This window comes from Bdellovibrio sp. SBM16, from assembly GCF_056175625.1.
On the sequence record NZ_JBJKJG010000001.1, the window covers coordinates 722,317 to 746,267 of the forward strand.

A 23,951-nucleotide genomic window follows, 5' to 3' on the forward strand; every position below is an offset into this window, starting at 1 on the left:
GCGCAGAAGGACAACAATGGCAAAGACTATTTTACACACAGATAACGCCCCTAAAGCAGTAGGTCCTTATTCACAGGCTGTGCAAATGGGAGATTTTTTATTTTGCTCTGGTCAGATCTCGATCAACCCGCAAACTCAAGAAGTTTTTACTGGTGATATCAAACAGCAGACCGAAATGGTGTTAAATAATATCGAAGCTGTTTTGGCTCAGGCGGATATGAAGTTTTCGCACGTTATTAAAACGACGATTTTTTTAACCAGCATGAGTGATTTTGCCACTGTTAATGAGATCTACGCGACACGCTTTTCGTCAAACCCGCCGGCGCGTTCGACAGTGGCCGTGGCCGGTCTTCCTAAGGGCGTTAATGTTGAAATCGAAGTGATTGCTCACAAACAAGCTTAATGTCATTAAGACCGAAATCGCTGATCTTTTATTTTTTCATTCTTCTTGGTGTGGGTATTTTATTCTTCCACGCCAAGAAAATTAAAGATGAGTCCATCAATGTCTGGTCGCAGGTTCCGGATGCCGACTGTGCCGTGGTATTAACCGGGGCGCCGGGAAGAATCCGTGAAGGCTTTGAGCTGCTTCAGCAAAAAAAAGTTAAAAAGCTGATCGTGTCGGGGGTTTTTAAAGAAGCCACTTACACCGAAGTTTTTCCGTACTGGCCATATTATAACGAAATCAATCCTGATGATGTGATCTTAGAAAAACGCTCGCAAACCACGTTTGGTAATGCTCATCAATCCATTGTTTTGGTAGAATCTCTTAAATGCCAGGATGTTTTGTTGGTGACTTCGCAGCTGCATATGTCGCGGGCCTATGCCGTATTTCGCGATGTTTTTCCCAATACCATCGATATAAAGAAGCTGACCTTGCCCAATGCCAGATCTGAACAGTCGGTTTTTGCTTTTGCCCTGGAGCTGGTGAAGTCTTTATTCTATACAGTCTTTGGTCTAGTTAACTTTGTCGGCCTATAAGCCGATATAAGTTCGATGGCAAATTTATTCGATATCGATCAAGTCTACTTAGAAAACGTCACCTTAGTTCAACCGGGATTAGACCCTGTATTGCAGAGTGTAGACTTTGATCTTCCAACAGATCAGACGGTGATCATCGAGTCATCAAATCCGAATTCGGCGTTACAGTTTTTACAATTTTTATCAGGCGCGCGCCCATGCACATCGGGTCGTATTTTATGGAACGGTCAGGATATTTTTTCTGGCGAGCACGAGGTCGATCCGCGTGCAATGATGGGTTGCTACTTTGAAGGCAGCCGCCATCAGCTCAATATTTCGGTAAAAGCGTTTTTTGAACAGTTTACGACACCGGAAGAACTTAAAGTTATTTGTGAACAGTTAGATCTAACACCTTATTTAAATAATGAGTTAGGTAAATTGAGTTACGGCGTGCAAAAACTGGTGTTTATGAGCCAGGCCGTAGCTAAGAACCCGCAAATGCTGTTACTTGAAGATCCGGCATCTGGTCTCACCGAAGCGCAGTGGTTAAACTTTTTAGATCTAATCCAGTACAAACAGCGTCAAGGCCATTTACGTCATATCTTTATGACCAACCATCACCCAACGGCGATGAACCACATTGGCCATAATAAACTCTTCTTAGAAGAGGGGATTATCTACTTTGATGAAACAGCTCCTTCAAAAAAGGTTGCGCATTTCTAGAGCTTTACAGCCCTAAAGGTCAATGATCTAATAAGCCTGCATGTTGCGGGATTCGTTAAGCTATTTCTTTTTAACCAAATTGATTATTTCTAATCGGTCGGCTTCATTGATTCGCCGGATTTCGCTGCTGTCGTTTATTGCGATAACTTTGTCGGTGGCGATTTTCTTTTTGGTGCTGTTTGTGATGAATGGCATGAATGCCAATATTAAAACCCGTATCTTGGCGCTTGATCCGCATTTAACAGTGCTGCAAAAAGAAAAACCTTTGGCCGAGATCGTTGCCACGGATGATATGTCGGTGGTGCCGTTTGAAAGTTATGATCTGATGCTTAGAACCGTTGACGGGCAGTTTCGCGGGACCAGTGCGATAGGTTACGAGCAAAGCGGGATTAGTTTCTGGTTTAAGCAGCTTAGAGATTTAAAGATGGCGCAGGTGAAAAATTCGCAGCTGTCATTTTATGACCCCACCATTGATATGGAATTAGAATTACAGCCAAACGAAATCGCCGTCGGAATTGATCTGGCCAGATCGCTGGGCTTACTCGAAGGTGATGTGGTGACTTTAATTCCGGCAGAGAGTTTATTGTTAAGTTCAATGGAAGCCCCGGTTTTTGAAAAAGCCACGATCCGAAGAATTGTGACCACTGATCTGTACGATCTGGATTCGAAGTTGCTGTTTTTCAATAAAGAGCACTCGATTAAATCCTTACGTTCAAGCCCGTCTAAAGTGAGCGGTTATCATCTGTGGCTAAAAGATATTAATCAAATGGAGCCGACCCGCAGGCAGCTAGAAGCGCAAGGCTACGAGCACGTTGAATCGTGGCAGCAGAAAAATTCGGATTTATTTTTTGCCCTGTTTATGGAAAAAACCATGATCGGCGTGTTTTTAGGTCTGGCCGGTTTAATCGCCTCGTCATCGATTCTTACGGTGTTGGCGCTGATTATGTCACAGAAAAAACTAGATATCGCGATCATTAAAACCTTAGGTTATTCGTCTAAAAAAACCTTGGCGCTATTTTTGATGATGGGTTTGTGGATTTCATTGTCAGGATTATTTTTGGGAACCCTGATCGGTGTGGCCGCCGGGTATTACCTGCAGTTTTACCCATTAAATATTTTACCGTCGGTGTATTACGACTCATCGATCCCGGCACTGGTAAATCCGGTGTTCACGTTCTGGGTCGTGCTTGCGGTAACTCTGCTTGCGGTGGTGGGCTGCTACATTCCGGCCCGAGCATCTTTAAAGATCGAGCCGGCAATTCTACTTAAATCAAAACACTAAGAATAAAGAATCATTTTTAATTTATGAGATTTACTTTTTCGGGGATTGTCGCCTTAACCCCTGAATCGAACGTCGTCTGTGTGCGGCGAACTTCAGTGACAATTCGCTGTGCCTGAATGCGGGTTAGATTTAAAGATTTAATACAGAATGGGCGCAATGAGCGAAAGCCATAGCGCAAATACAATCGCTTGTGGTCAATTTCAGTCAGAAGCGTAATCAACTCTTTTTCTTTGGTAATTAATTCGTCAGACTTTTCTACGGCCGCATTGAGTGTGTCGCGTACATATTTTGAGTGAATTAGATGTAGTTTGTGACGGGTCATGGGAATTTAACTTGGCAAAGCTTCTGCCAAGTTAGTCTTGATTTTGTGAAGATGGTTATGTTTAGGAAGCATAGTAATCATCCGGTTTCCGGATTTACGCATACAGACGACGTTCGATTCGGGGAAGTAGGCGGCTAAACGCTCACGTTGAAATCGCGAAGGGCGTCGTTTAGCGATGTTTTTTTATTCGTCGATTCTTTTCTTTGGCCGATGATTAAAGCCGCCGGTACGCCGAATGTTCCTGCCGGGTATTCTTTGGTTTGCATGCCGGGGATAACCACCGAATTTGCCGGTACACGGCCGGTGTAAACCACATCTTTTTGGGTGACGTCGATAATTTTAGTCGACGAAGTGATGGTTACGCCGGCGCCTAACACCACACCTGGTTCAAGATGCACTCCTTCAACCACGATACAGCGGCTTCCGATAAAACAATCATCTTCTACAATCACCGGCTGGGCCTGGGCCGGCTCTAGCACGCCACCTAAACCAACGCCGCCAGATAAGTGTACGTTTTTACCGACCTGTGCACATGAACCCACTGTGGCCCAGGTGTCAACCATTGTGCCGCTACCAACATAAGCACCGATATTTACATACGATGGCATTAAGATTGCGCCGGCTTCAACAAACGAACCAAAACGCGCAATCGCCTGCGGTACGACGCGAACACCGTTGGCTTCGGTGAATTTTTTAACCGGGATTTTGTCGAAGTACGATAAGTCACCAGAGTTGATAACTTTATTCGTGGTGATGCGGAAGTATAATAAAATAGATTTTTTAACCCATTCATTGGTGATCCACTTTCCTTCAACTTTTTCAGAGACGCGGATTTTGCCTGCATCTAAGTCGTTCATTGCGCTCAAGATTAAATCTTTGTCGCTTTGGGTGATTTGGTAGTCTTTGTTGTCAGCTAATGTCTGGTGTAATTTTAAAATTTCGTTTTTCATATTTTTCTACCTATCTTTTTGCAGTAACTTTTAAACCTTCAATAATTGCCGGAACATGGATATCAATGATGGGTTTAAAAGAAATATCGCGTTCGATTTCGTAAGTTAAAGTCGGGATGTTTCTTTCTAATCCGGCCCAGGTGCCTAAAGAACCCGGAGTCGGGTAGCCGATATCGGGATCGATAATATAGCCGGTGATCTTAGAAATCGTATCAGCCTCAGGGAGCACTCCATTGACATTTAGCATCGGCTTCCAAGAGTGCAGCGAGAAAATAACTGTAGGCTTAAAGTCTTCGATAAATTTGGCTAAGGCTTGGTTTTCGGCCTCAGACATTGCCGAAGGCCCGGGAAAATAACGCTCGCTGGCTGCAACCGGCGACCAGTCTTTGGTGTTCATGTTGCGGTTTAAATCCACTTTATTGGAATTGCCGCGGGTTTTAAGTAACACACCTTCAGGATTCATCTCCGGCACGATGACGACCTCTAGGTCTAAATCAAAATTTTTTCTGAAAACATCTAATAGGCCGCGGGCCGCAACCACGCCTTCGGGTTCATCACCATGAACGCCGCCGATGACCAGGGCGCGGTTTTTGGCTTTGCCGGCCGGGGCCTGAAAGTGGTAGCCGTGCAGGGGAAGACCTAATTTTGTATAACCTAAATTAATCATTTTCATTCTTAAGATCATTAGCTAAGATATCTTAAATGTCACGAGATCTGTTCACTTATCAGAATAACGATTTATATTTTGCAGACGCTAAATTAAGCGCCGTTGCTGCGGTTAAAAACTACCAGGAGCCGGTTTTGGTGTATAAAAAATCGCTGATTGCAGAACGTATAGCCTGGGTTAAATCCTGGACTAAGCTTAAGCAATTGCATTTTGCGATGAAGTCGAACTACCACCCTGAAGTGTTAAAGCTATTTCGTGAGGCTGGCTGTGGTTTGGATGTGGTCAGCCTTGGTGAACTTAAACACGGTCTGGATAACGGTTTTAGCCCGCAGGATTTTATTTTTTCAGGCGTAGCCAAAACAATTCCTGAAATTGAATTTGCCATTGATGCACAGATCTACCAGATCAATGTAGAATCTCCCGCTGAACTTCGCCGGATCAGCGATATCGCCACCCGTAAGAACAAAAAGGTGAGTGTAGGTTTACGGGTAAACCCACTGATTGAAACACCGACCCATCCTTATATCTCAACAGCGCTTAAAGATTCTAAATTCGGTATTGATCTCAACGATGTTCCGGAGTGTTTAGAAGTATTTAAAAAAAATCCGCTGGTTGAATTTAAATGTTTATCCTTTCATATCGGTTCGCAGATCCTGGATCCATCTGTATTTAAAGAATCTGTCGAAAAAATGAAAGTGTATTTCAGTGAATTAAAGTCGCAGTTTCCGGGGCTAACCCGCTTTGATGTGGGCGGCGGTTTAGGGATAGATTATAAATCGCATGACTTAATCGCAGACTTTGACCGTTGGAATACTTTAAAAGTGGCCTACGAAGATTCATTAAAAAATTTTGATGCAGATATTTTATCAGAACTGGGCCGTTTTGTTGTGGCCAGATCGGCTGTGTTTATCTGCCAGGTTCAATACATCAAAAATAAAAATATGCTGGTGTTGGATCTAGGTATGAACAACAATATGCGTCCGTCGCTGTATCAGGCGCATCATCATTTCTATAATTTAAAGAAACACTCTGATAATCAGGTCAATTACTCACTGGTCGGTCCGATCTGTGAATCATCGGATGTGTTTCACCGTAATTTTCCGCTGTTTGAAACCAAAGAAATGGATTTACTGGTCATGGCCGACTGCGGAGCCTATGTCCGTAGTATGGCTAGTCAGTACAATTTAAAAAATATCGCTCCAGAAGTATTTATCGATTAACCGCAGCTGCTCATTTTTTTGTAAATTCTGTGACGGCAGTCCGGTTGGTTCGGCGTGCAACGCAGACGTAAGTGGAAGTGGTTGCCGTGTCCGTCAACGTGCTGCATGTTTTCGAATAACTTTCTGTAAGCGGCTTTTTCTGGGCCATTAAATTTACCGGAATTCTTAGCTTCGCGGCACAGGCTGTTGATAATCGACTGATCGACGAACAATCGATCAACCGGTGAAACCTGCTGGGTCATTAAAAATTTAAAGATTTCCAAAGTTTTTGCCACTGAAAAATCCGATTTTCTCAGCGACCCGCCAGAGGCCACGACCGGAAACTGGACTTTGCCTTGAACGGTAAAATAGCCGATATCTACATCCATTCCGTTTTGGTGAGATTTAGACGGTGGCAGTCTTCCACCCATTTTGGCAGAGATACGGCTGATAAAAAGTTTATTTCTCTCCATTGACGAAATCTTTTTACCGATGGCTTCTAACACATCCATCATCTCCTGGGTGCCGTAGTAGTTTTTTGCCGACGGATTGGCAATGACCACTTTATCGGTTAAGCCGTAACTTTCGATATGGGTTTTTAACCACGAAGCATTACGCAATCGGCCCTGATCCGGGCTGCCAATGGCCTGATTCTTTAATTTCATACGGCCAGAAGTATCGATCTTAACCGGAACTTCAGTTTGTTCTTCTTTTTTTGGATTATCCGGACGCGGTTTCGGACGCGTTGACGGGGCCTGGTCATCTTCTTTTTTATCTTCATCGTCTTCTGCTTCTTCACGCTCTTTTGCTGATAGGAATAGCTTCGCCAGTTCTACTAAGGCTGCTTTTCCTTCATAGCGGCCGGCAATAGACTCTTCATCACCTTCTTCGGCTTCGGCTAAAGCTTCCGGGTCAGCTTCTTCTTTAGATTCGTCAATCACGATAGCGGTTTTTGAAACCTCCGCAGTTTTTTCAACCACTTCGATCGCTGGCTGTTGCGGCTTTTCTTTACTTTCCGGCGTTACTTTGACCTGGTTTTCTGTTTCAGGTTCAACCAGCTCAGCTTCGATCTTTGGCTTAGCTTGCTTTTCTGGTTGCTTTTGACCACCAACTATTTTCGGTTTTTCAAATGACGTCGATTCTAACTGTTCTGTGTAGTAGTTGTTTTTATGTTTTAAGAATAAATCGATAATGGCGCGGCCGCAGTCAAAACGCTCGTCGACTTCGCTCTTTAAGCAGGTAACAACGGCGCGAACCTGAACAGCGTCTTTATCTGAGTTGTCTTCAGTCGGGTGTAAATTGATCATGCCGGTGCTGGCTTTGTATTTACCTTTGATTTTAAATTCCTGTTTGGCACGGATCGTTTTTTTATCGGCGTTATAGATTTCGGCGATACCCGATACTTCTAATTCTTTTTTGCTGCGGTTATAAACTGATTTGACGTTTTTAAGTTTGGTAAAACCCACATACATTAAATCTTCGCCGTTTTTGATGGCTGTCGTCGGAGCTTCATACTGAGAGGCTTTGTCGATATCTTCGAGAAGTTTTTGCAGGCTATCGTCTGTTGACACAATTTCTTGTTCTAGAATCGGAGGCAAATCAGCATCGTTTTCGGTAATGCCGGGATTGTTCTGGATAAAGGTGTTTTTCGCCCGCTGTGGAGTCGGCGCACAGGCAGAAATAGCCAAGGTAAGAGATAAAATCAGGCTCGAAAATTTAAGGTTCTTAATAGTTTTCATAAACGTACTGGTTTCCTCAATTACCAAGGAAAATACAGCAGGCCCCAAGCCAGGCCTTAAGCGTTTATAAACAATTAGAGGGTGTAAAGGGTGTCTACAAGCTCGCCAGTTGCCGGAAACTGTTTCAAAACGAGAGCAGGTTTTTTAAAGGTGGTTAGTCTTGGACAGATTCGCGGATCAGTGTCATCTGTGGGTCTAACAGCTGTGAGGCCGGCGTGACAATCGGCTCTTCCGGGTCAAGTGTTCGGCCTTTATCAGTTAAGCGGCGTTTGATCAGCGCCTGAACCTGCGGGCCATTTAATTTTAAATCCTTATACTGCTGTAATTTTCCCAGTTCATGACCGGTTACTTCCAGCATGACTTTGTAGACTAATTCCGAGCAGTAGGTGCTTTCATCTGAAATCTCGAAGTAAATGTCATAGGCTTTATTTTGTTTTTTGATGGCCGCAAGTAAAGCGTCTTCCATCGTCGCGGGATCGAAATGCTTAAAGCGCAAAATTTTGTAGTCCCGGTTGTGGCCACGTTTGATGAAGTCTTCTAGCTTTGTCGCAACCACTGGGCCGATGGCTTCAGCCACGTGCCATTTATTATTCTTCAGAATTAAAATTCCGACATGGGTCCACTCAGACTGAGAGGCCTCTTTGATGGCTTTTGACTGGCGGGATTTGCTTTTATGAAAAATAATATCGCCGACTTTTAAACTTTTATCTTCGTCTTGAGCTGCATCGTTTGGATCGCTGTGCGGGGGCACGGTAATTTTAGGTGTGGGGGTTGATTCACGTGTGCCGGGGGCACAGGCAACCAAAGCCAGTAAAACGGCAGCAATTAAAATAGAAAACAAGGCGATTGGCTTTTGCATGCAAAGGCCAAAAGCAGCATATCTTACGCCAAGGCGGTTGACGCATTAACTTGGTTTTAAGTTGTTTAACTGTAAAAAGGTTCGTCAGATGACAGAAACTGTTTCGAAAACAATTTCTTGATCCGTGAAATCGCCGACCAGGGTAAGTGCCAGTTTTTCAAACTGGGCACCGGCATCGGTTAAGCAGATCAGCAATCTATCGCCGGATTTATCGCTTTTTTCGACACGGTTTTTTGCGATATCCCGGTGCAAGAGTTTAGCGATGGCTTCACCAGAATCAACCAGGTTTACGTGATTACCGAATACTTTTTGAATCGCGGTTTTTAGTAACGGGTAGTGGGTGCAGCCCAAAACCACCGTATCGACGTCTTGCCCCTTTAAGCCTTGCAAATATCTAAACGCGATTAAGTTCGTGATCGGATCATCATGCCAGCCTTCTTCAGCAAGCGGCACAAACAGCGGACAAGCCGTGCTAAAAACTTCGATCTCCGGTTTGTGGGCGTGAATTTTTTTAGTGTAAGTTGCAGCCTTTACGGTTGCACGGGTTGCAATAACTGCAACACGGTTGTTCTCGGTCATGCGGGCGGCTAATTCCGATCCGGGGTCAATGACGTTGTAAACCGGTAATCCTTCATATTCGGTTTCAAAAACCTGGGTCGAAGCCGTATTGCAGGCGACAACGATGGCTTTAACACCGCGCCCTTTTAGAAAATTCATATTTTGTTCTGTGTATTTTCGAACCGTATCGGCCGATTTGCTGCCGTAAGGAAGCCGGGCCGTATCACCTAGATAAATGAAATTTTCATCGGGAAAGTTTTTAAGTAATTCGCGTAAGACCGTTAGGCCTCCGATACCTGAATCAAAAACTCCGATAGGGCGAGAATCAAAAGACATTATTAGTTTTTCACTCCGTGCGCCCGTGATTCGGCAATACCGTTTGAAGACATTTCCATAAAGTGGGTTTTATCACGCATCTCTGCGATTGTTTGTGCATTCATGTACGTCATACCAGATCGGATACCGCCGCACAGTTCGTGCAGTACATCTTCAACGTGGCCTTTCACGTTGACATAAGTTGATTCACCCTCTGGCGCCATGCCTTTGGGCATATCACCACGCCAAGAAACCTGCGCTTTTTTCGAAGCCATACCACGGTATTGTTTTTTACCGTTGACGATATCGCCCGGGGTTTCGATGGTTCCGGCTAACATTGAGCCTAACATAATTGTGCTGGCTCCGGCGCCGAAGGCTTTAACCATATCACCAGAAGTTCTGATACCGCCATCAGCAATGACCGGAACATCATAGTTTTCAGCCGCTTCAGCACACAGGGCGATTGCGGTTAATTGCGGAACCCCACAGCCTGTGATGATACGGGTCGTACACATTGAGCCCGGGCCGATCCCCACTTTGATCGCATCTGCGCCGGCTTCGATAAGATCAATGGCTGCATCCGGAGTGGCTAAGTTACCAGCGATGACCTCTAAGCCGGGAAACGTGTCTTTTAACCATTTCAGGGTATCCATCATGGCCACCGAGTGGCCGTGGGCGATGTCGATAGTCATTAGGTTGACGCCAGCTTTTACAATGGCCTGGGCACGCTCTTTAAAATCAGCGTTTACACCGATAGACGCAGAAATAATACTTGCTCCTGCTGCTTTGACTTCTTCAATCATCGCTACTTGTTTATCGGTATCCATGAAGCGGTGTAAAATACCAAGGCCTCCGAATTTGTGCATAGCGATGGCCATGCGGGCTTCGGTGACCATGTCCATATTGGCAGAAATAATCGGGGTTTCTAAAAACTTAGTTTTAGTTAAACGAGATCTTAACGACGGATCTTTTCGCGATTTCATCTCAGATTTTTTCGGCATAATTAAAACGTCATCAAACGTTAAGCCGTGGTCACGGTTTTTGATATCTTTCCAGTTAAACATTAAACCCATATGCCTATTCCTCCGCGTGCCTATGGCACGGCCTCTTTTGCATCATCGTCTTTAATAAATTTTAAGATTAATTTTAAAATATAGTAGTGAAAAACAATTACGATCACCGCATCAATTGCGGTTAGCAGCGAGGCTGAAATAAAATTTTCGCGAAATACGCGATATTGATCCATGCCCAGCGACAAAGTCATCGGTAAAACAAAAGTAAACATGGTCATGTAGACCAAAAGCCAAAACCAGCATTTTTTAGCAATCTGTTGCGCCAGTTTCAGGGCATCGACTTCACCGTTTTGATAGCGCTTGGAAAACAGCACAACAAACGGGGTTGGCACATATAAGAAAAATTTAACAATGCCGGGGATGATCAGTAAAAAGGTCCACAAAAAAGTTTTTCCCCATGAGCGCAGGGTTTCTAAAAATGTTAACTCGAAGTGTTCACCGATAAAGTCGGCAAAGCTCTTAGGAATAAACTGGCTGAAGTTCTGATCCTGGATCGAGCGGGCCAAGGCAAAGCTTGCGATCAGGGTAATCAGCAGCGGAAAGAAAAATGATGAAAAAATAGAAAGTGAGCCGTACAGCCAGATAGTCTGTGATAAGCCGTGCGGTGAGCGTAAAATCGCCTCAATTTTGGTGTTTATAAACTGATCGATGCTACCTGAGATCAATAACGCTAAAAAAATTGGCAAAAATGCAACTTTGAGCGCCTTAAAGATGTTGAATGTTCTTAAATTTTGTTCACTAGACACAACATGATTTATCATTGGCTTAGATACGAGATGAGTCAACGAAAAGTCTGGCGAAATATTTTATGAAAAGGCGTGACAAAGTGTTCGGAAGTCCTTAGATTCAAATCTCACTTTTTAATGGTGTATGATCAGTGCCTCGGTGGTGAAACTGGTAGACACACAGGACTTAAAATCCTGAGCTTCGTTAACACGGGCGTGCCGGTTCAAGTCCGGCCCGAGGCACCATTTAAACTTGATTCTTAAATCCCAAGCCTAAAAACTTGGGATTTTTTTTTGCCTGAAGACAGTGTTAATTACAAAGTTAAGGCTCAGATCCATTTAAACCGGATCACTTACCTTGTAAAGAATTCAGCCTCTTTACGTAAATAAAAAATTATTGTATCACTTGTCTCATGCAGGACTTTTTTGAACTTGGACAATATCTTAAAGAAAAACGCGTAAGTGCAGGTTTCACTCAGGCTGAACTAGCTAGTAAACTTGGCGACGTACACACTCAATTCGTATCTAACTGGGAGCGTGGTATGTGTGCTCCGCCAAATCACTGCTTTCAAATGTTAATCACGGTTTTAGATTTAAACCGCGATAAACTAGTTAAAGTGATGCTTGCAGATTCTAAGAAAATTATATCTGAAAAGGTCTATGCAAAGTCTAAAACCCAAAAGAGGTCTGTATGAGTTTAAACGCTGCACTTGATGTTAGTATTTCGGCTGTTGAAGCAGCTATCGTTACAGATTTAGAAATTTTAGCTAAAATTATCCGTAACGACGGATACAAGTGCCGCGCTCATTCTCCGAAAGCTTTAGTAAAGTTAAGTTCTTTGCCTATTGAACAAAAGCATTTGTTAGCGAAACAGATAAAAAACATTTTATATATTGTTTCATACACATCAGACGTTGAACCGCCAGCGGGAGATTACCCTGAACGTCGTTATGTTGAAGAAGCGTTGAAAATGTATGGGTTAGAGCTTGAAGATGACTTTTGGAAAAAGTTGGAGAAAGACGATGTAATCGAAGTTTACAGCGTCGAAAATATTCAACTGTTCAGAACATTTAACTTCTTTAAAATTTCGTCTTATTCATTGCTAGATCTTTTAACGAATGAGTGGTTTCACCTTTGGGAAAGGCCATCTTTTGTGCTTGATGGATTAATTCAAGCGGCAACTGAAATCGTTGAAGGCCGAATGAAAAAGACAACGCAAATGCCGGTGGCTCGTCATATTGTTAAAGAAATCTATAATGATGATTCAATTAATTTTTCTTGCTCTTCAGTTCTTGTAGAGCCGGGCATGATTTGTCCGCTTTACGCGCAAGGTACTAAAAAAGTAAAAGGATTCATCTTCTCATTGCGTGGCCAGGTTATTGGTTACGATAATGACTCTAACAAAATCGCAGTAATCTAAGTTAAGCTCTTAAGCCGCAGTTTTTTTGCGGCTTGGAACGGGAACGATAACTTCTGAAAAAGGGCGTTGTCGTTGGCTTTTCATCCACTCAGAATTAATCATATTGATGTTCGGGCTTTCCTGTAGCAAGAGTTTGTGAGCCGTATCTAATTGATGCCAGGGTAGATCTGGAAACAAATGGTGCTCCGTGTGGTAGTTCATGTTCAGGACTATGTACTTTTCAACAACGGAAGGCATGTACCAAGAGCGAGTGATATATGGTTGTTCCCATGGGGGCGGGTGATGGTGGGTATCGTCGTCTGAATAAAGGCCCACGTGCTGAGGAACAATAATTTCTTCATACATGCGAAGATAAAAAGCAACACCAATTAGGCAAATCGCTGAATTAATCAAACCGAGAGTGAGTCCTAAGCTTGTGTAAAGCATTAAAGGAACTAGAAGGCTACATACGCTTTCTGCAGAGCGGATACTTTTAAAGCCTAAAATCCAAAAACTAAAATGTTGAAGAGCCGCTAAAAAAGGAACGCCTTTTTTCCAAGTGGACTCAAGTAAATACTTTTTTAGCCGAGAGCTTTGTTGAAAATATTTTAAAATAGAAAACGTTGGATCTTGCTTAAGATTTCCTGTCCAGTAGTGATGTTTTAAGTGAGCGGTTTTCCAGGCGGTAAACGGGGTTAAACAGAAGGCGCCAGCTATGACACCGATGGCCTGATTGATTTTACCGTTTGAGTGACTTAAATTATGAACAGCCTCATGCAAAATTGAAAATTGCCGGAACATAAAAGACGGAATTAGAAAAATGTTAAATAGAGCAAAAGACGTTTGAAAAAGTCCTGCTATTGTAACGAGAAAAAGCAAATCAAAAACGATCTGATTCTGAAAAAACTTTACCTGAAAATCAAAATTAAGCTTTTGTCTTAATGACTTATAGACAAACTTGTTCATATTAACCTGTCATTTTATTTGCTTTTTCGTTTTGTAACGTGTGCGGTAAGGTATCTTTAAGCTGATCAACAGATTCAAAATTACTTTCGCCGACAACAATTTTATTCAGCCATAATTCATCTAGAAGCGGGCGATTCAGCTGAGCACGTTTTTGCGCAACCTGGTCTTTGCAAAAGGCAACGAGATCAATTTGAATTCCGCAACCCCAAGCTACATCTTGGGCTATCGGAATAGCACCCCAGTTATAAGAGGTTCCATGCACATTGCGATCTCTTCGAGGAGTTGCAATAGTTGCATCGGCCTTAGACTGTAATGTGATTTCTGCAACGATTCCAACCATTAGATCTTTTAAAGAAACACCTAAGTTTTTATTGCGAAAAGTAGGAAGAACTCCTAAATTTCCAGTAATTAAAAAATGATTACCGATTTTTGTGAGTGCTTTTCTGTGGATCTCACTCCACTGAGTAAAGAATGAGTCGTCTTGAGATGATAGTAATGACATATCGATATGGCGAAATAAAATAAATGCAACGCATTCGCCCTCGTAGAAAAAGGCTGCCGCATAGTCTTGGCGGGTAAAAGCATCTGACTTTAGATCATCGGATCTTTTTTTGTAATGAGCAGCTGTATAGGTTTCTTCCCACACTAAATTCCAACACTTGTAAATTTTATTATACAAATCTTTATATTTTTTGTCAGGCTGGCGTACAGGACAAAGCACAAGTTGCAAATTAACGTTGTGATTGTTCTGCATTTCTCACTCCCTGTGTAGTGTCTAAATTACTGCTGTTGTCGAGTAAAGGAAAGATTATTTACTTTTTGTGTGAAAATGAAACGAATCAACCTGAGAAGAATTGATTTTTTAATTTTATCTTAACCACATATTTTGCATTCAATGCCCATTTCGGTACTCGAGTTTCTTAAATGGGTCTTTGACTTCTCGATTGTTAATTTTTTGACGCGCTCCATCGCGCAAGCACTATTTAAAATTTGAATATTAAATCCCAAGCCTAAAAATTTGGGATTATTTTTTTTTTGGCCAGAATCTGTTTCCTTCGTTACTATTTTGTTATGACAATCACTTCAATTCCCGCAACGTTCATGCGGGGCGGAACCAGCAAAGCCCTGATGATTAAAGCCGAACATTTACCGGCCGATCAAAGCCAGTGGACCGATTTACTTTGTAAAGCCATGGGAAGCCCTGATGAGTTTGGCAGGCAGTTAAACGGTATGGGCGGGGGACTTTCGTCAGAGTCAAAGGTTTGTGTCATTGCAAAATCACAAAGGCCAGATGCCGATATTGATTTTACTTTTGTGCAGGTGATGGTGTATGAGTGTGCGCTGGATATGACCGGCAACTGCGGCAATATGCTATCGGCGGTTGGCCCGTTTGCCGTTGATGAAGGCTTAGTGACTGCGCAGGGAAATGAAGCCTTGGTCAGAATTTTTAACACCAACACCAAAAAAATCATGCACGCGCGTTTTCCGGTTAAAGACGGGCGCAGTGTATATGAAGGTGAACTGCAGATTCCGGGAGTGTCTGGATGTGGTGCGCCGATTCGTCTGGATTTTATTGATCCCGCGGGGGCAACAACCGGAAAATTCTTGCCGACTGGTCATGTGACTGAGACTTTGACGTTGGCTGATGGAAGCACCATCGAGGCTTCGCTTTTTGATGTAGCCAATGCCTGCGTGATCATTCGCGCAGTTGACCTAGGGCTAAGCGGTTATGAGCTGCCGGAAGAATTAGAATCTAAAAAAGACGTGATGGCAAAGCTTGCAGAAATTCGCATTGCAGGTTCGCTGGCTATGGGAATAAGTCAGACTCGTGAAGAGGCCATAGCCAGAGGCCAGGTTCCGTTTATTGCTTTTCTTTCAAAAGCTAAAACACCGGATATGGATTTTAATGCGCGGGTGATCTCGGCGGGGCAGCCGCATAAGGCCCTGCCATTAACAATTACGTTGTGTTTAGCGGTGGCAGCAAAAATCAAAGGCTCAATCGCGAATGCGATGCTGACTGCACACGATCAAGAGCAAATTCGCATCGGTATGCCCTCAGGAGTTCTTACCGCCGGTGCGGTGATTAAAGAAAACAAACCACTATCGGGGGCTTTTTTTAGAACCGCGCGCAAACTCTTTAAGGGCGAAGTGATGGTTTATTCTCAATAGGCGCGGCCGTTACCGCTGTTGTACATGTGTGAGATCTGTGAATCACTTAAAGCACTGTTCCAGATGCCGACTTCATCGATTAAGCCGGTAAAAAATTGTGAGACCGTCTGTGGTTGGCGCCCGATTTTACAGTTGGTTAACGTGGTGTTAATTGAAACATTACCTTGAGTCGCATCTAAGACGCCGTTGATATACAGTTTTACACGCTGATTAGTTAAAGTGATAGCGACAAATGTCCACACACTGCTGGAGATGGTATTGGTGCTTGTGACATCATTGTTGTAGCCGTGAAACTGTAATTTATTGGCGTTAGTGATCATCATCTCCGACAGCAGTCCGGCTGAATCCGTACCCCAGCCGACAATGGTCATGTTCTGGCCACTCACCGAAGGGTTGATCCATGCGGTAAAGGTGCGATCGCTGCTGCCGGTAGGAAGACCGGTCGGCGTCGGGTCGCAGTCGACAAAACTAGAGCCGTTAAGCTGAATTGCAAAACTTAGTTTGCCGACAGCATAAGTTGTGGTGCCTGAGACTGTGCCGTTGTTGGCACTTGTGCCGCTGTCTGTTACGTTGTTGTCTAATTTCCAGTAGCTTACGGCATCAGGAATCGTCGTATCAAAAGTTTCGGTAGAGCTTGCGCCACAGCCAGTTTGTGTCAGAGCAATTACTGCTAATAACAGAATGTGCAAAGAGTATTTTTTTTGCATGGTTTTAGTGTAGCGTGCAAATAGGCCAAGGCAACAAATAGTTTCTGTATTAGACATCTTTTAAAACGCCAGCTAGTATGCCTTCCATGAAGATCGTTTTGTCAATTATCGCTGCCGCAGTACTGCTAAGCTCTGCCGTGATGTTTTACCTGGTTAAGCAGGGGGCTGCATTACGCCCTGCCGGCGTGATTAAGCCAGCTGAGATCGGCAACAACCCGGATTTAATCGGGCAGTCAATAGCATTGCGTCTGTTTCCGGATTTTCAGACCGCTACGAATGTGGTTTGGTATATGGATTTAGATGAAGAACCCTATGCCAGTGTTGCAGCTACCACGTTGGCAAATTATCAGACCCAGTTTAAGCCATCATTTTATGATCTGCGTAAAGGTCCGATCGGAGAGTGCCGAGATCGCTGCTGGTACGTGCAAAGTACATATTCTGGATTACCCGAATCACTGTTGGCAAAAATCGAAAACGAACCGACGGTTGAAATTTACGTGCAGTACTTCTCGCGCGGTGAAAATGTTCCCGAAGAATGTGATAACACCAAAACATTAATGATCAACTGCGTGCGCCCGGTCAGTGTGCGTGAAGTGAGAAAAAAAATAAAAACTCCGGCCCCACATTTTTTTATGCGCCGGTATTTAGATTCAAAATTTTATCTGTTTATCGAAATTGCAGAACAGTAAGACTTATGAACGCGCATCAAGTGGCAAGCGGATGGTAAAGGTCGTTCCATGCACCTGGCTGCTGGCAAGGGCCACTGAGCCCTTATGGGCGCAGGCTAAACCCTGTACCAGTGAAAGACCGATGCCCCAGCCTTTTTGTTTGCTGGCTTTGGCAAATTCAGTGCGCTGAAACGGGTGAAATAAACGCTGCTGATCTTCCATAGAAATCGGATTGCCGAAATTGTGCACGCTGATTTCAACAGTGGTATTGTTACTTTTAACGCCGACCGTAATTTGTGAATCTTCCGCGCCGTATTTAACGGCGTTACTGGCTAAGTTTTCAATCATTCGGTGCACGGCCATCTTATCCCAAAAACCTTCAACAGCACCGTGCGAGTTTTGTATTTTAAATCGTTTCCCGTGCAGATCTTCCAGGTCTTTGATGGCGAAAGTGATAATTTCATCGAGTTTACAAGGCTCGATAAAAATCGGCAGCCCCTCGTTGGCTTTAAGTCGGCTGGCATCTAACAGATCGCGGATCATACGGTCGGCGCGGTCAACATTGCTTAATATGCGGCCTAAGTTTTTTTCAAACACATTTTGATTATCTCGGTGCATGGTTAACATCTGCGCACTAAGTTTCATAACCGCAAGCGGAGTGCGCAAGTCGTGGGTAAGTGCAGAAACAAAACGCTCGCGTAATTCTTTTTCGGCCTCAAGTTCGCGTAAACTTTTTTCCATCCTTTTGCGCGCCAAAACCTTTTCGGTCACTTCTTTCGGTGTGGCCAAAATGCGATACTCCTGGCCATTACCGTAGTCGATCCGCGAAAACGTGGTATCAAAGTAGCGTTCTTCAGTTTTACCGGTCGTGTGATTTTTAAGATTCACAAGACCTTCGTGTGAAACAAAATGTTCACCGCTTTCAAACACTCTTTTTAAAATGGAAGGAAACGGCGTATGCACCAGTTCTGGAACAGCTTCCAACAAGGGTTTTCCTAAAAGCAACCGGCCGGGATAGATCGACTGATAGGTTTCATTGAGCATTTCATAAACCATATCGGGGCCCTTGAAGATGACAAACGGTGCCTCTGAGCCGTAAAATACGGCTTCGAAATTTTTCTGCTCGGTGCTCTGAGTTTTGCTCATGGCTTATTAGTACAAATTATTGCACGTAAGTCACAAAAAAATATCTTGTGATGGCTAAAGTCAATAAGCTGGTGTTTAGGCCTCAACAGCAAAAACCTTAAGCAGACTTCCCAGTTTGGCTAAAACGAAACAGGATGTGTTATCTCACTTGATAGATCACTTCAACACAGGTTTCCCCGCGCGGAATGATGTTTTTAATTTTGAAAGCTGTGTCGGTCTTTCTGTTAAAAAGTTTTTTACCTTCATTTAAAAATACCGCCACGGTTTGGATGTGCATTTCATCTAACAGGCCGTGGTCATGAAACTGGCCGACTAAATCACCACCGCCGGTAAGCCAGATATTTTTATCTCCTGCAAGCTTTTGTAATTGTTTATGCTTTTCACGCACATCGCCCTGAACAAATCGAATATCGGCGCCGTTGATAACCGGAAACTGGCGGTGTGTAAAAACCAGGGTAGGAACCTGATATGGCCATGGGTCGTTTTTGATGTGGTCTAAAATCCACTGGTAAGTGCTGGCTCCCATGGCGATCGCTCCTATGGTTTCTAAAAAATCGCCTATAAAGCTGGTGTCAGCCGGCCCATTTTTAAAGAGCCATTCGAGTGAGTCGTTGTTATCGGCAATGTAGCCATCAATAGTGGCTGCCGTAAAATAGATAGTTTTTGGCATCGCTCTATTGTGAAACCAAAGAAATAACTGCGTCAAGACCTAGACGTAGTTCGGCAAATCATGAAGACTTATAGGGATGAAAAAAAGTGTGACGGTTATTGGTGGTGGAATTATTGGATTATCCTGCGCAGTAAAGCTTGCAGAACGCGGTGCAGATGTTGTTGTCATCGAAAAAGAACAGATTGGGTTTGGTTGTTCTTACGGTAATGCCGGATGGATGACGCCTTGTTTTGCGATGCCTCTTCCGATGCCGGGCATGTTGTTAAAATCGATGAAGTGGATGCTAAACCCGTCGGGCCCGCTTTATATCAAACCTGCTCCGAGTGTGCTGCTCTCTCAGTGGCTGACCAGATTTTTATTATCAATGAAAGAAGAAAAAGCGCAGACGGCAATCGAAGCGCTGGTTAAACTTTCACTTAAAAGCTTACACGACTATAGACAATTAGCCATTGAGTATCCGGAAATTGATTTTCAACAAAAAGGTCTGTTGATGGTTTCTGCGACTAAAGATGGCGTAAAAGCTGCAACTAATGAAATGAAGCTGGTTGAGCAGTACGGGATTCCGGGAAAATATTTAAGCGGCGAAGAGATCAAAGCGTTCGAGCCCGCTTTGCGCGGAAATTTATTAGGCGGTGTTTACTTTTCGCAGGAAGCGCATGCCGAACCGTTGAAGGTCGTGCAGGCGTTAGCTAAAAAAGCACAGAAGCTGGGTGTAAGAATTCTAGAAAACACTGAATTTCAAAAGGCCAATATCACTTCCGATGGGGTAAAGAAAAAAATAAAATCGATTTCTACGGCACAAGGAGAAATGGTTTCAGATATATTTGTTCTGGCGGCCGGCAGCTGGTCACAGAGTTTAGCCAGCAATTTAGATTTAAATGTGCCAATCTTAGGTGGAAAAGGCTATGCCTTGATCGTAGATAAATTGGCCGAGCAACCGCAGGTACCGATTATGATCGTAGATCGCAAGATTGCGATCACACCACGTGCAGAATCCCTGCGCATTGCCGGTACTTTAGAACTGGTAAATCAGGATTTTTCTATCACTGAACGGCGGGTAAAAGCGATCTTTGACGGCGCAAAAGAATTTTTACATATCCCTAAAGACATCAAGGTGCACGAGACCTGGCGCGGTCTGCGCCCGTGCACACCGGATGGGGTGCCGTTAATCGGCTGGGCAAAAAATTATAACAATTTAATGATGGCTAACGGTCATCAGATGTTAGGTTTGCAATCCGGATTGGGCACAGGCCAGCTGGTCAGTGACTTGATTGTAAGCGGTAGCTCTGAATTAAACCGCGCGGTATACGATCCTGCCAGATTTTAGGGGATTAAATGGCCACGGTCTTTTCACATGCCTTAGTTGGAGCTACCATTGTCGCGGTATTCCCGAAAAAATATCGCAGTCAAAAAGTTTACGCTTTGGCCGCCCTGGCTGCGGTGGTGCCGGATTTTGATTACGCCGGATATGTTGCGCGTATTCCCTATGAAAGCCTGTGGGGGCACCGCGGGATGACCCATTCGTTTATCTTTGCCCTGGGCGTGGCGCTTTTTTTTGCATTTCTTCCGCGCTTACAGAATATAAAAACTTACCTTGGATTTGTGTTGTTGTTTTTTCTGGCGACGGTGTCACACACCTTACTTGATGCGTGCACCAATGGGGGGTTAGGTGTGGCCTTTTATTCGCCCTACAATACGGCCCGCTATTTTTTTCCGTGGCGGCCGATTCTGGTTTCGCCGATGGGACTGGGCTTTTTTTCTGAACGCGGCTTAATGGTGCTGATCAGCGAGTTGTACTGGGTTGTGCTACCGTGCCTGATGATTTTTCTGGGGCGCGCTGTCTTGTCTCAGTTTAAGACAAAACATTAAAAAATTATCAAATTCTTAAGCTGTCGCTGTGGATTTATTTTATTTTGCCGTTTCTATTTCCGACATAAGTCTTGTATGAAAAAAGAGATTTTTCTATTTTTATTGTTTGTTCCGCATTTGCTTTTTGCTAATTCAGAGTTAGATTGCAGTCCGCTGAATGATTTAAGCGAAAATCTTCAGGATGTGCAGGATGTCAACTGCGAGCAGATCAACAAAGACGGCATGTGCAAAGAAGCTGCGCCCGTAGATGAAAATGCTCTTCGTAATAAGATCACCAATCTGTTAAAAATTTCAGAGGATCCGGCCCGTATCGAACGATTACAAAAAAACTGGGCTGCAGAAACCAAACAGAACCCGTGGATCGTTAAAATGTACGCCGTTCGGTCACAGTACGAGATCCAGGAGAAGTTAACACCAGAGCCGATCATCAGTTGGTTTGCCAACACTACGTTTGCTCCGGATGCTAAATCACAGGAAGAGTATAAAAAATCTTTTATTGATAAGTATGTCGCCTTCGCAAAAAAAATGGACTGTGCGCCGACTTTTCGAGCCAGCCCGAACTATATTGAAAATCATCCGACGGTAAAGGGCTTTGACGCCAAAAACATGGGCCGTTATGAAAAAGAGGCGCGCCTGCGCCAGTTGCGCGATGAGATCAAAGATGCAAAAAATATTAAAGCCGCTGAAGATCACATCAAAGAGCTTAACGCAAAATCAAAGGATTCATTTTTTATCTGTAACAATAAGCCTGACTTAGATCAAAACGGTAATCCGCCGGCGCGCTACATTTCCGCGCAGAAATATCCACCATGTGCCGGAAACTTTAAAAAGAATTTTGAAAACAATAAGTATGATGTGTCCCAGCCTGAGCTTGAAAAATTGTTAAAAACACCAGAAGCAGAAGAATTGTCAGCCTGTATTAAAGACCGTTTAGCTAAGGGTGCAAAGCTTCACCATGTTTCGATCAATTCGTCGGCATCATCATTAAATAATACCGGGGATGCCGAAAAAAGATTCTGTAGAAAAGGATTCTTAGGTCTATCCGAAGCGCGTGCGCAGACCGCTAAGGATAAAATCTTACCAGGTTTATTTACAAAAGCCGGCCAGGGCAATATGAATATGAGTTCGGTAAAAGTTGAAGTTAATGCCGGAGGCGCTAACGGCGATGGCACCTCTGGTCCGTGTGTTTACGAAATGAAAAACGGAAGAGAAGTTTTAAAACCATATTATAATACGGACGCCGGCCGGGCCGAGCTTGATGAAAACCGCTATGTTAAAGTTCAGGTGACATTTGACGAGCAGGTTCAGTCAGTAAGTAGCAATGTTCCGAATTACCGTCCGGTGTATCGCTGTAAAAAAATCGAATTTAAGTGCGATGCCTCTGGCGCTAACTAATCTCGCGGTCAAAGACAAAGACCTTGCGTAAACGGTTTTTTTCCATAACAGAATAGATTTCCTGGTTTTGCCGGTACGAAAAGTCCGGCAATTTTTTTATTTCTTCGCTGCTGACCACATCGTTTTGCGGACAAAGAATAAGACGATCGGCCTTGAGCCGCTTTTGCGCGTGTAATGACTGTAAAATCTGAAAGATCGTATAACTGCCAACCCCGGCAATCACCAGATTACCGGTCAATTCACTGGTTAAATGCTCTGCGCTTAATGATGTAAACGTCATACACGTTTTATTATCCGGGTTTCTAATTTCTTTTTCAAAACGGCTCTTCAGGCGGTCGATAATTTCCGGTACCTGGTCTACAAAGTTCACCGCAGGAAAAAGCTTTGATTGGTAGGCGTGTAAGCCGAGATAGCCATGATCACAGCAGACATCCCACACCGGAACCTGCGGGCGCAACTGATCAAAAATAAGTTTAAGGCGGGGTGATAACGGGCTCACCGGGTTATTATGCCAAAAAGACCCACGCTTCGTGAAATTATTTCGTGTGAATTTAGACAGGGCAAAGGCAGAAGTTGCCCAGATTAAAATTCTGGCATACGACCTAAGCTTTGCGGGGGTTTTTATGAAGTTATTTGCATTCATCACTGTTGCCGTGGTTTCGCTTTCTTCACTGGCAGGCTATCAGGAAGATTTTGAGGCTTTAAAAAATACCGGCCGCGATTTCGAGCCCACCGGTGCGATCTGTGAAGAGGTTGCCAGATTGCGATTTGCCGAAAAATACCCCCAGCCAGAATATACGGTAGTTGTCGGGATCCAATACCGTGACGGTAAAACCGGCAACACTTTAGGTGAACTTGATTTAGTGGTTTTTGATAATGCAAGCCAAGTGGCAAAACTTATCGCCGAAGTAAAATGCTATACCACGCCGAAGAGCGGAATGAAAAAAGCCAAAGACCAACGTCAACGGTTTTTAAAGTACGTACAATCTTCTAAGGCATTAAGTTTTGTGTGGCTTTGGGACCCATCGGTTAAGATGACGAAAACCCAGTTTAATAAAACGAATAATTTTTTATTCATCGGTCAGAATGGCACGCAAAAGCACGGTTATAATGTTGAATTACCTTATAACCTTAAAGAGCTGATGCAGATGCGTGATGAGATTATGGCGTGTCAGGCGGCGAACCAGTGCAAGCCGGTCCGCCATTAGTACTTAGCCTTCGCCGGTTCTTTTTAAATAGTTAGATTCGCAACCGCCGTAGCCGGCTCCTGTTGTCGCTGTGTTGTCTTTAACATCATACGGGTAAACAATATCACTCATGCCATCAGAGCCCTGGTTGTTTAACTTTAGGGTCTGGATCACTTTTCCGTCTTTAACAAGTTCAAACACACCGGCTTCTCTGATTTGAAACGAAACTTTTTTGATCACGTCGGTTTTACCTGTGACGTCTTTATAAGTAAGTGAAGATTGTGACATGCTGTAGGTCGAGCTTACGAACGGCTCTGTAAAAACACATTTGATGATATCGGCTGAGGCTGTGATCGGTGCTGCGATAGCTAATGCTAATAATAATTGTTTCATAATAAATATTCTC

Annotated in this window: 28 protein-coding genes and 1 tRNA gene; 14 read left to right on the forward strand and 15 right to left on the reverse strand. The window is 43.8% G+C overall.

Annotation, left to right across the window (positions count from 1 at the left end; all coding sequences use genetic code 11):
* The first annotated feature begins 16 nt into the window (after positions 1–16).
* Genes AC04MM_RS03245 through AC04MM_RS03260 form a run of 4 tightly spaced genes read left to right on the forward strand, consistent with a single transcriptional unit; the run spans position 17 to position 2,962 of the window.
* Positions 17–403, forward strand: coding sequence for a RidA family protein (locus AC04MM_RS03245; RefSeq protein ID WP_475378875.1), 387 nt, complete (start codon positions 17–19; stop codon positions 401–403).
* Complete coding sequence (locus AC04MM_RS03250; RefSeq protein WP_475378876.1) at positions 403–978, forward strand: YdcF family protein; 576 nt, start codon at positions 403–405, stop codon at positions 976–978. The genes AC04MM_RS03245 and AC04MM_RS03250 overlap by 1 nt, the downstream gene beginning before the upstream one ends.
* A 15-nt stretch (positions 979–993) precedes the next feature.
* Positions 994–1,680 (forward strand): ATP-binding cassette domain-containing protein, encoded by a 687-nt coding sequence (locus AC04MM_RS03255; RefSeq protein ID WP_475378877.1) that lies wholly within the window; start codon positions 994–996, stop codon positions 1,678–1,680.
* Between the two features lie 40 nt (positions 1,681–1,720).
* A complete protein-coding gene (locus tag AC04MM_RS03260; protein ID WP_475378878.1) occupies positions 1,721–2,962 on the forward strand; it encodes an FtsX-like permease family protein in 1,242 nt (413 codons plus the stop codon).
* A 16-nt stretch (positions 2,963–2,978) separates the two neighbouring features.
* Here the strand turns inward: AC04MM_RS03260 and AC04MM_RS03265 are convergent, their stop codons facing one another.
* The 3 genes from AC04MM_RS03265 to AC04MM_RS03275 form a co-directional block, all read right to left on the reverse strand.
* On the reverse strand, positions 2,979–3,284 hold the full coding sequence (locus tag AC04MM_RS03265) for a hypothetical protein (RefSeq protein ID WP_475378879.1): 306 nt from the start codon (positions 3,282–3,284) through the stop codon (positions 2,979–2,981).
* A 134-nt stretch (positions 3,285–3,418) separates the two neighbouring features.
* Complete coding sequence (locus AC04MM_RS03270) at positions 3,419–4,234, reverse strand: 2,3,4,5-tetrahydropyridine-2,6-dicarboxylate N-succinyltransferase (RefSeq protein ID WP_475378880.1); 816 nt, start codon at positions 4,232–4,234, stop codon at positions 3,419–3,421.
* A gap of 10 nt (positions 4,235–4,244) precedes the next feature.
* On the reverse strand, positions 4,245–4,907 hold the full coding sequence (locus AC04MM_RS03275; protein ID WP_475378881.1) for a DUF2817 domain-containing protein: 663 nt from the start codon (positions 4,905–4,907) through the stop codon (positions 4,245–4,247).
* Positions 4,908–4,936: 29 nt separating this feature from the next.
* Between AC04MM_RS03275 and lysA the strand changes: the two genes are divergently transcribed.
* Positions 4,937–6,121 carry a diaminopimelate decarboxylase gene (lysA, locus tag AC04MM_RS03280; protein WP_475378882.1) on the forward strand — a complete coding sequence of 395 codons (1,185 nt, stop codon included), beginning with the start codon at positions 4,937–4,939 and terminating at the stop codon, positions 6,119–6,121.
* On the opposite strand, the gene AC04MM_RS03285 is transcribed toward lysA, so the two are convergent.
* From AC04MM_RS03285 to AC04MM_RS03305, 5 genes are all read right to left on the reverse strand, one after another.
* Positions 6,118–7,839: a penicillin-insensitive murein endopeptidase gene (locus AC04MM_RS03285; RefSeq protein WP_475378883.1), complete on the reverse strand. Its 1,722-nt coding sequence runs from the start codon at positions 7,837–7,839 to the stop codon at positions 6,118–6,120. The two genes, lysA and AC04MM_RS03285, sit on opposite strands and share 4 nt — an antisense overlap.
* A 154-nt stretch (positions 7,840–7,993) precedes the next feature.
* Positions 7,994–8,698 (reverse strand): YiiX/YebB-like N1pC/P60 family cysteine hydrolase, encoded by a 705-nt coding sequence (locus tag AC04MM_RS03290; RefSeq protein ID WP_475378884.1) that lies wholly within the window; start codon positions 8,696–8,698, stop codon positions 7,994–7,996.
* An 84-nt stretch (positions 8,699–8,782) separates the two neighbouring features.
* The gene (murI, locus tag AC04MM_RS03295; protein WP_475378885.1) at positions 8,783–9,592 is read right to left on the reverse strand and encodes a glutamate racemase; all 810 of its coding nucleotides are present in this window, start codon (positions 9,590–9,592) and stop codon (positions 8,783–8,785) included.
* Between the two features lie 2 nt (positions 9,593–9,594).
* Positions 9,595–10,644 (reverse strand): guanosine monophosphate reductase, encoded by a 1,050-nt coding sequence (locus AC04MM_RS03300; RefSeq protein ID WP_475378886.1) that lies wholly within the window; start codon positions 10,642–10,644, stop codon positions 9,595–9,597.
* A 20-nt stretch (positions 10,645–10,664) separates the two neighbouring features.
* Positions 10,665–11,390: a hypothetical protein gene (locus AC04MM_RS03305; protein ID WP_475378887.1), complete on the reverse strand. Its 726-nt coding sequence runs from the start codon at positions 11,388–11,390 to the stop codon at positions 10,665–10,667.
* 133 nt (positions 11,391–11,523) lie between these two features.
* On the opposite strand from AC04MM_RS03305, the gene AC04MM_RS03310 reads away from it, so the two are divergent.
* The 3 genes from AC04MM_RS03310 (at position 11,524) to AC04MM_RS03320 (ending at position 12,789) form a co-directional block, all read left to right on the forward strand.
* Positions 11,524–11,615: transfer RNA gene (locus AC04MM_RS03310), tRNA-Leu, on the forward strand.
* Positions 11,616–11,782: 167 nt separating this feature from the next.
* On the forward strand, positions 11,783–12,064 hold the full coding sequence (locus tag AC04MM_RS03315; RefSeq protein WP_475378888.1) for a helix-turn-helix domain-containing protein: 282 nt from the start codon (positions 11,783–11,785) through the stop codon (positions 12,062–12,064).
* Positions 12,061–12,789 carry a hypothetical protein gene (locus tag AC04MM_RS03320; protein ID WP_475378889.1) on the forward strand — a complete coding sequence of 243 codons (729 nt, stop codon included), beginning with the start codon at positions 12,061–12,063 and terminating at the stop codon, positions 12,787–12,789. The genes AC04MM_RS03315 and AC04MM_RS03320 overlap by 4 nt, the downstream gene beginning before the upstream one ends.
* A gap of 9 nt (positions 12,790–12,798) precedes the next feature.
* Here the strand turns inward: AC04MM_RS03320 and AC04MM_RS03325 are convergent, their stop codons facing one another.
* Positions 12,799–13,734 carry a fatty acid desaturase family protein gene (locus AC04MM_RS03325; protein ID WP_475378890.1) on the reverse strand — a complete coding sequence of 312 codons (936 nt, stop codon included), beginning with the start codon at positions 13,732–13,734 and terminating at the stop codon, positions 12,799–12,801.
* Between the two features lies 1 nt (position 13,735).
* Positions 13,736–14,488 (reverse strand): hypothetical protein, encoded by a 753-nt coding sequence (locus AC04MM_RS03330; protein WP_475378891.1) that lies wholly within the window; start codon positions 14,486–14,488, stop codon positions 13,736–13,738.
* Positions 14,489–14,805: 317 nt separating this feature from the next.
* On the opposite strand from AC04MM_RS03330, the gene AC04MM_RS03335 reads away from it, so the two are divergent.
* Positions 14,806–15,903 (forward strand): PrpF domain-containing protein, encoded by a 1,098-nt coding sequence (locus AC04MM_RS03335; RefSeq protein WP_475378892.1) that lies wholly within the window; start codon positions 14,806–14,808, stop codon positions 15,901–15,903.
* Here the strand turns inward: AC04MM_RS03335 and AC04MM_RS03340 are convergent.
* On the reverse strand, positions 15,897–16,610 hold the full coding sequence (locus AC04MM_RS03340) for a LamG domain-containing protein (protein ID WP_475378893.1): 714 nt from the start codon (positions 16,608–16,610) through the stop codon (positions 15,897–15,899). The genes AC04MM_RS03335 and AC04MM_RS03340 overlap by 7 nt on opposite strands.
* A gap of 86 nt (positions 16,611–16,696) precedes the next feature.
* Here AC04MM_RS03340 and AC04MM_RS03345 point away from each other — a divergent pair, with 86 nt between their 5' ends.
* Positions 16,697–17,299 carry a hypothetical protein gene (locus AC04MM_RS03345; RefSeq protein ID WP_475378894.1) on the forward strand — a complete coding sequence of 201 codons (603 nt, stop codon included), beginning with the start codon at positions 16,697–16,699 and terminating at the stop codon, positions 17,297–17,299.
* A 3-nt stretch (positions 17,300–17,302) separates the two neighbouring features.
* Here the strand turns inward: AC04MM_RS03345 and AC04MM_RS03350 are convergent, their stop codons facing one another.
* Positions 17,303–18,424 carry a sensor histidine kinase gene (locus AC04MM_RS03350; RefSeq protein WP_475378895.1) on the reverse strand — a complete coding sequence of 374 codons (1,122 nt, stop codon included), beginning with the start codon at positions 18,422–18,424 and terminating at the stop codon, positions 17,303–17,305.
* A gap of 139 nt (positions 18,425–18,563) precedes the next feature.
* A complete protein-coding gene (locus AC04MM_RS03355) occupies positions 18,564–19,094 on the reverse strand; it encodes a dihydrofolate reductase family protein (protein WP_475378896.1) in 531 nt (176 codons plus the stop codon).
* 76 nt (positions 19,095–19,170) lie between these two features.
* On the opposite strand from AC04MM_RS03355, the gene AC04MM_RS03360 reads away from it, so the two are divergent.
* The 3 genes from AC04MM_RS03360 (at position 19,171) to AC04MM_RS03370 (ending at position 22,358) form a co-directional block, all read left to right on the forward strand.
* Complete coding sequence (locus AC04MM_RS03360; protein WP_475378897.1) at positions 19,171–20,421, forward strand: NAD(P)/FAD-dependent oxidoreductase; 1,251 nt, start codon at positions 19,171–19,173, stop codon at positions 20,419–20,421.
* Positions 20,422–20,429: 8 nt separating this feature from the next.
* Entirely contained in the window at positions 20,430–20,963 is a 534-nt protein-coding gene (locus AC04MM_RS03365; RefSeq protein WP_475378898.1) for a metal-dependent hydrolase, read from the forward strand.
* A 75-nt stretch (positions 20,964–21,038) separates the two neighbouring features.
* Complete coding sequence (locus AC04MM_RS03370; protein ID WP_475378899.1) at positions 21,039–22,358, forward strand: hypothetical protein; 1,320 nt, start codon at positions 21,039–21,041, stop codon at positions 22,356–22,358.
* Here AC04MM_RS03370 and AC04MM_RS03375 read toward each other — a convergent pair.
* Positions 22,351–22,857: an SAM-dependent methyltransferase gene (locus AC04MM_RS03375; RefSeq protein WP_475378900.1), complete on the reverse strand. Its 507-nt coding sequence runs from the start codon at positions 22,855–22,857 to the stop codon at positions 22,351–22,353. The two genes, AC04MM_RS03370 and AC04MM_RS03375, sit on opposite strands and share 8 nt — an antisense overlap.
* Before the next feature lie 124 nt (positions 22,858–22,981).
* On the opposite strand from AC04MM_RS03375, the gene AC04MM_RS03380 reads away from it, so the two are divergent.
* Positions 22,982–23,566: a hypothetical protein gene (locus tag AC04MM_RS03380; protein WP_475378901.1), complete on the forward strand. Its 585-nt coding sequence runs from the start codon at positions 22,982–22,984 to the stop codon at positions 23,564–23,566.
* 3 nt (positions 23,567–23,569) lie between these two features.
* Here AC04MM_RS03380 and AC04MM_RS03385 read toward each other — a convergent pair whose 3' ends face one another.
* Entirely contained in the window at positions 23,570–23,938 is a 369-nt protein-coding gene (locus tag AC04MM_RS03385; RefSeq protein ID WP_475378902.1) for a hypothetical protein, read from the reverse strand.
* Positions 23,939–23,951 lie beyond the last annotated feature (13 nt).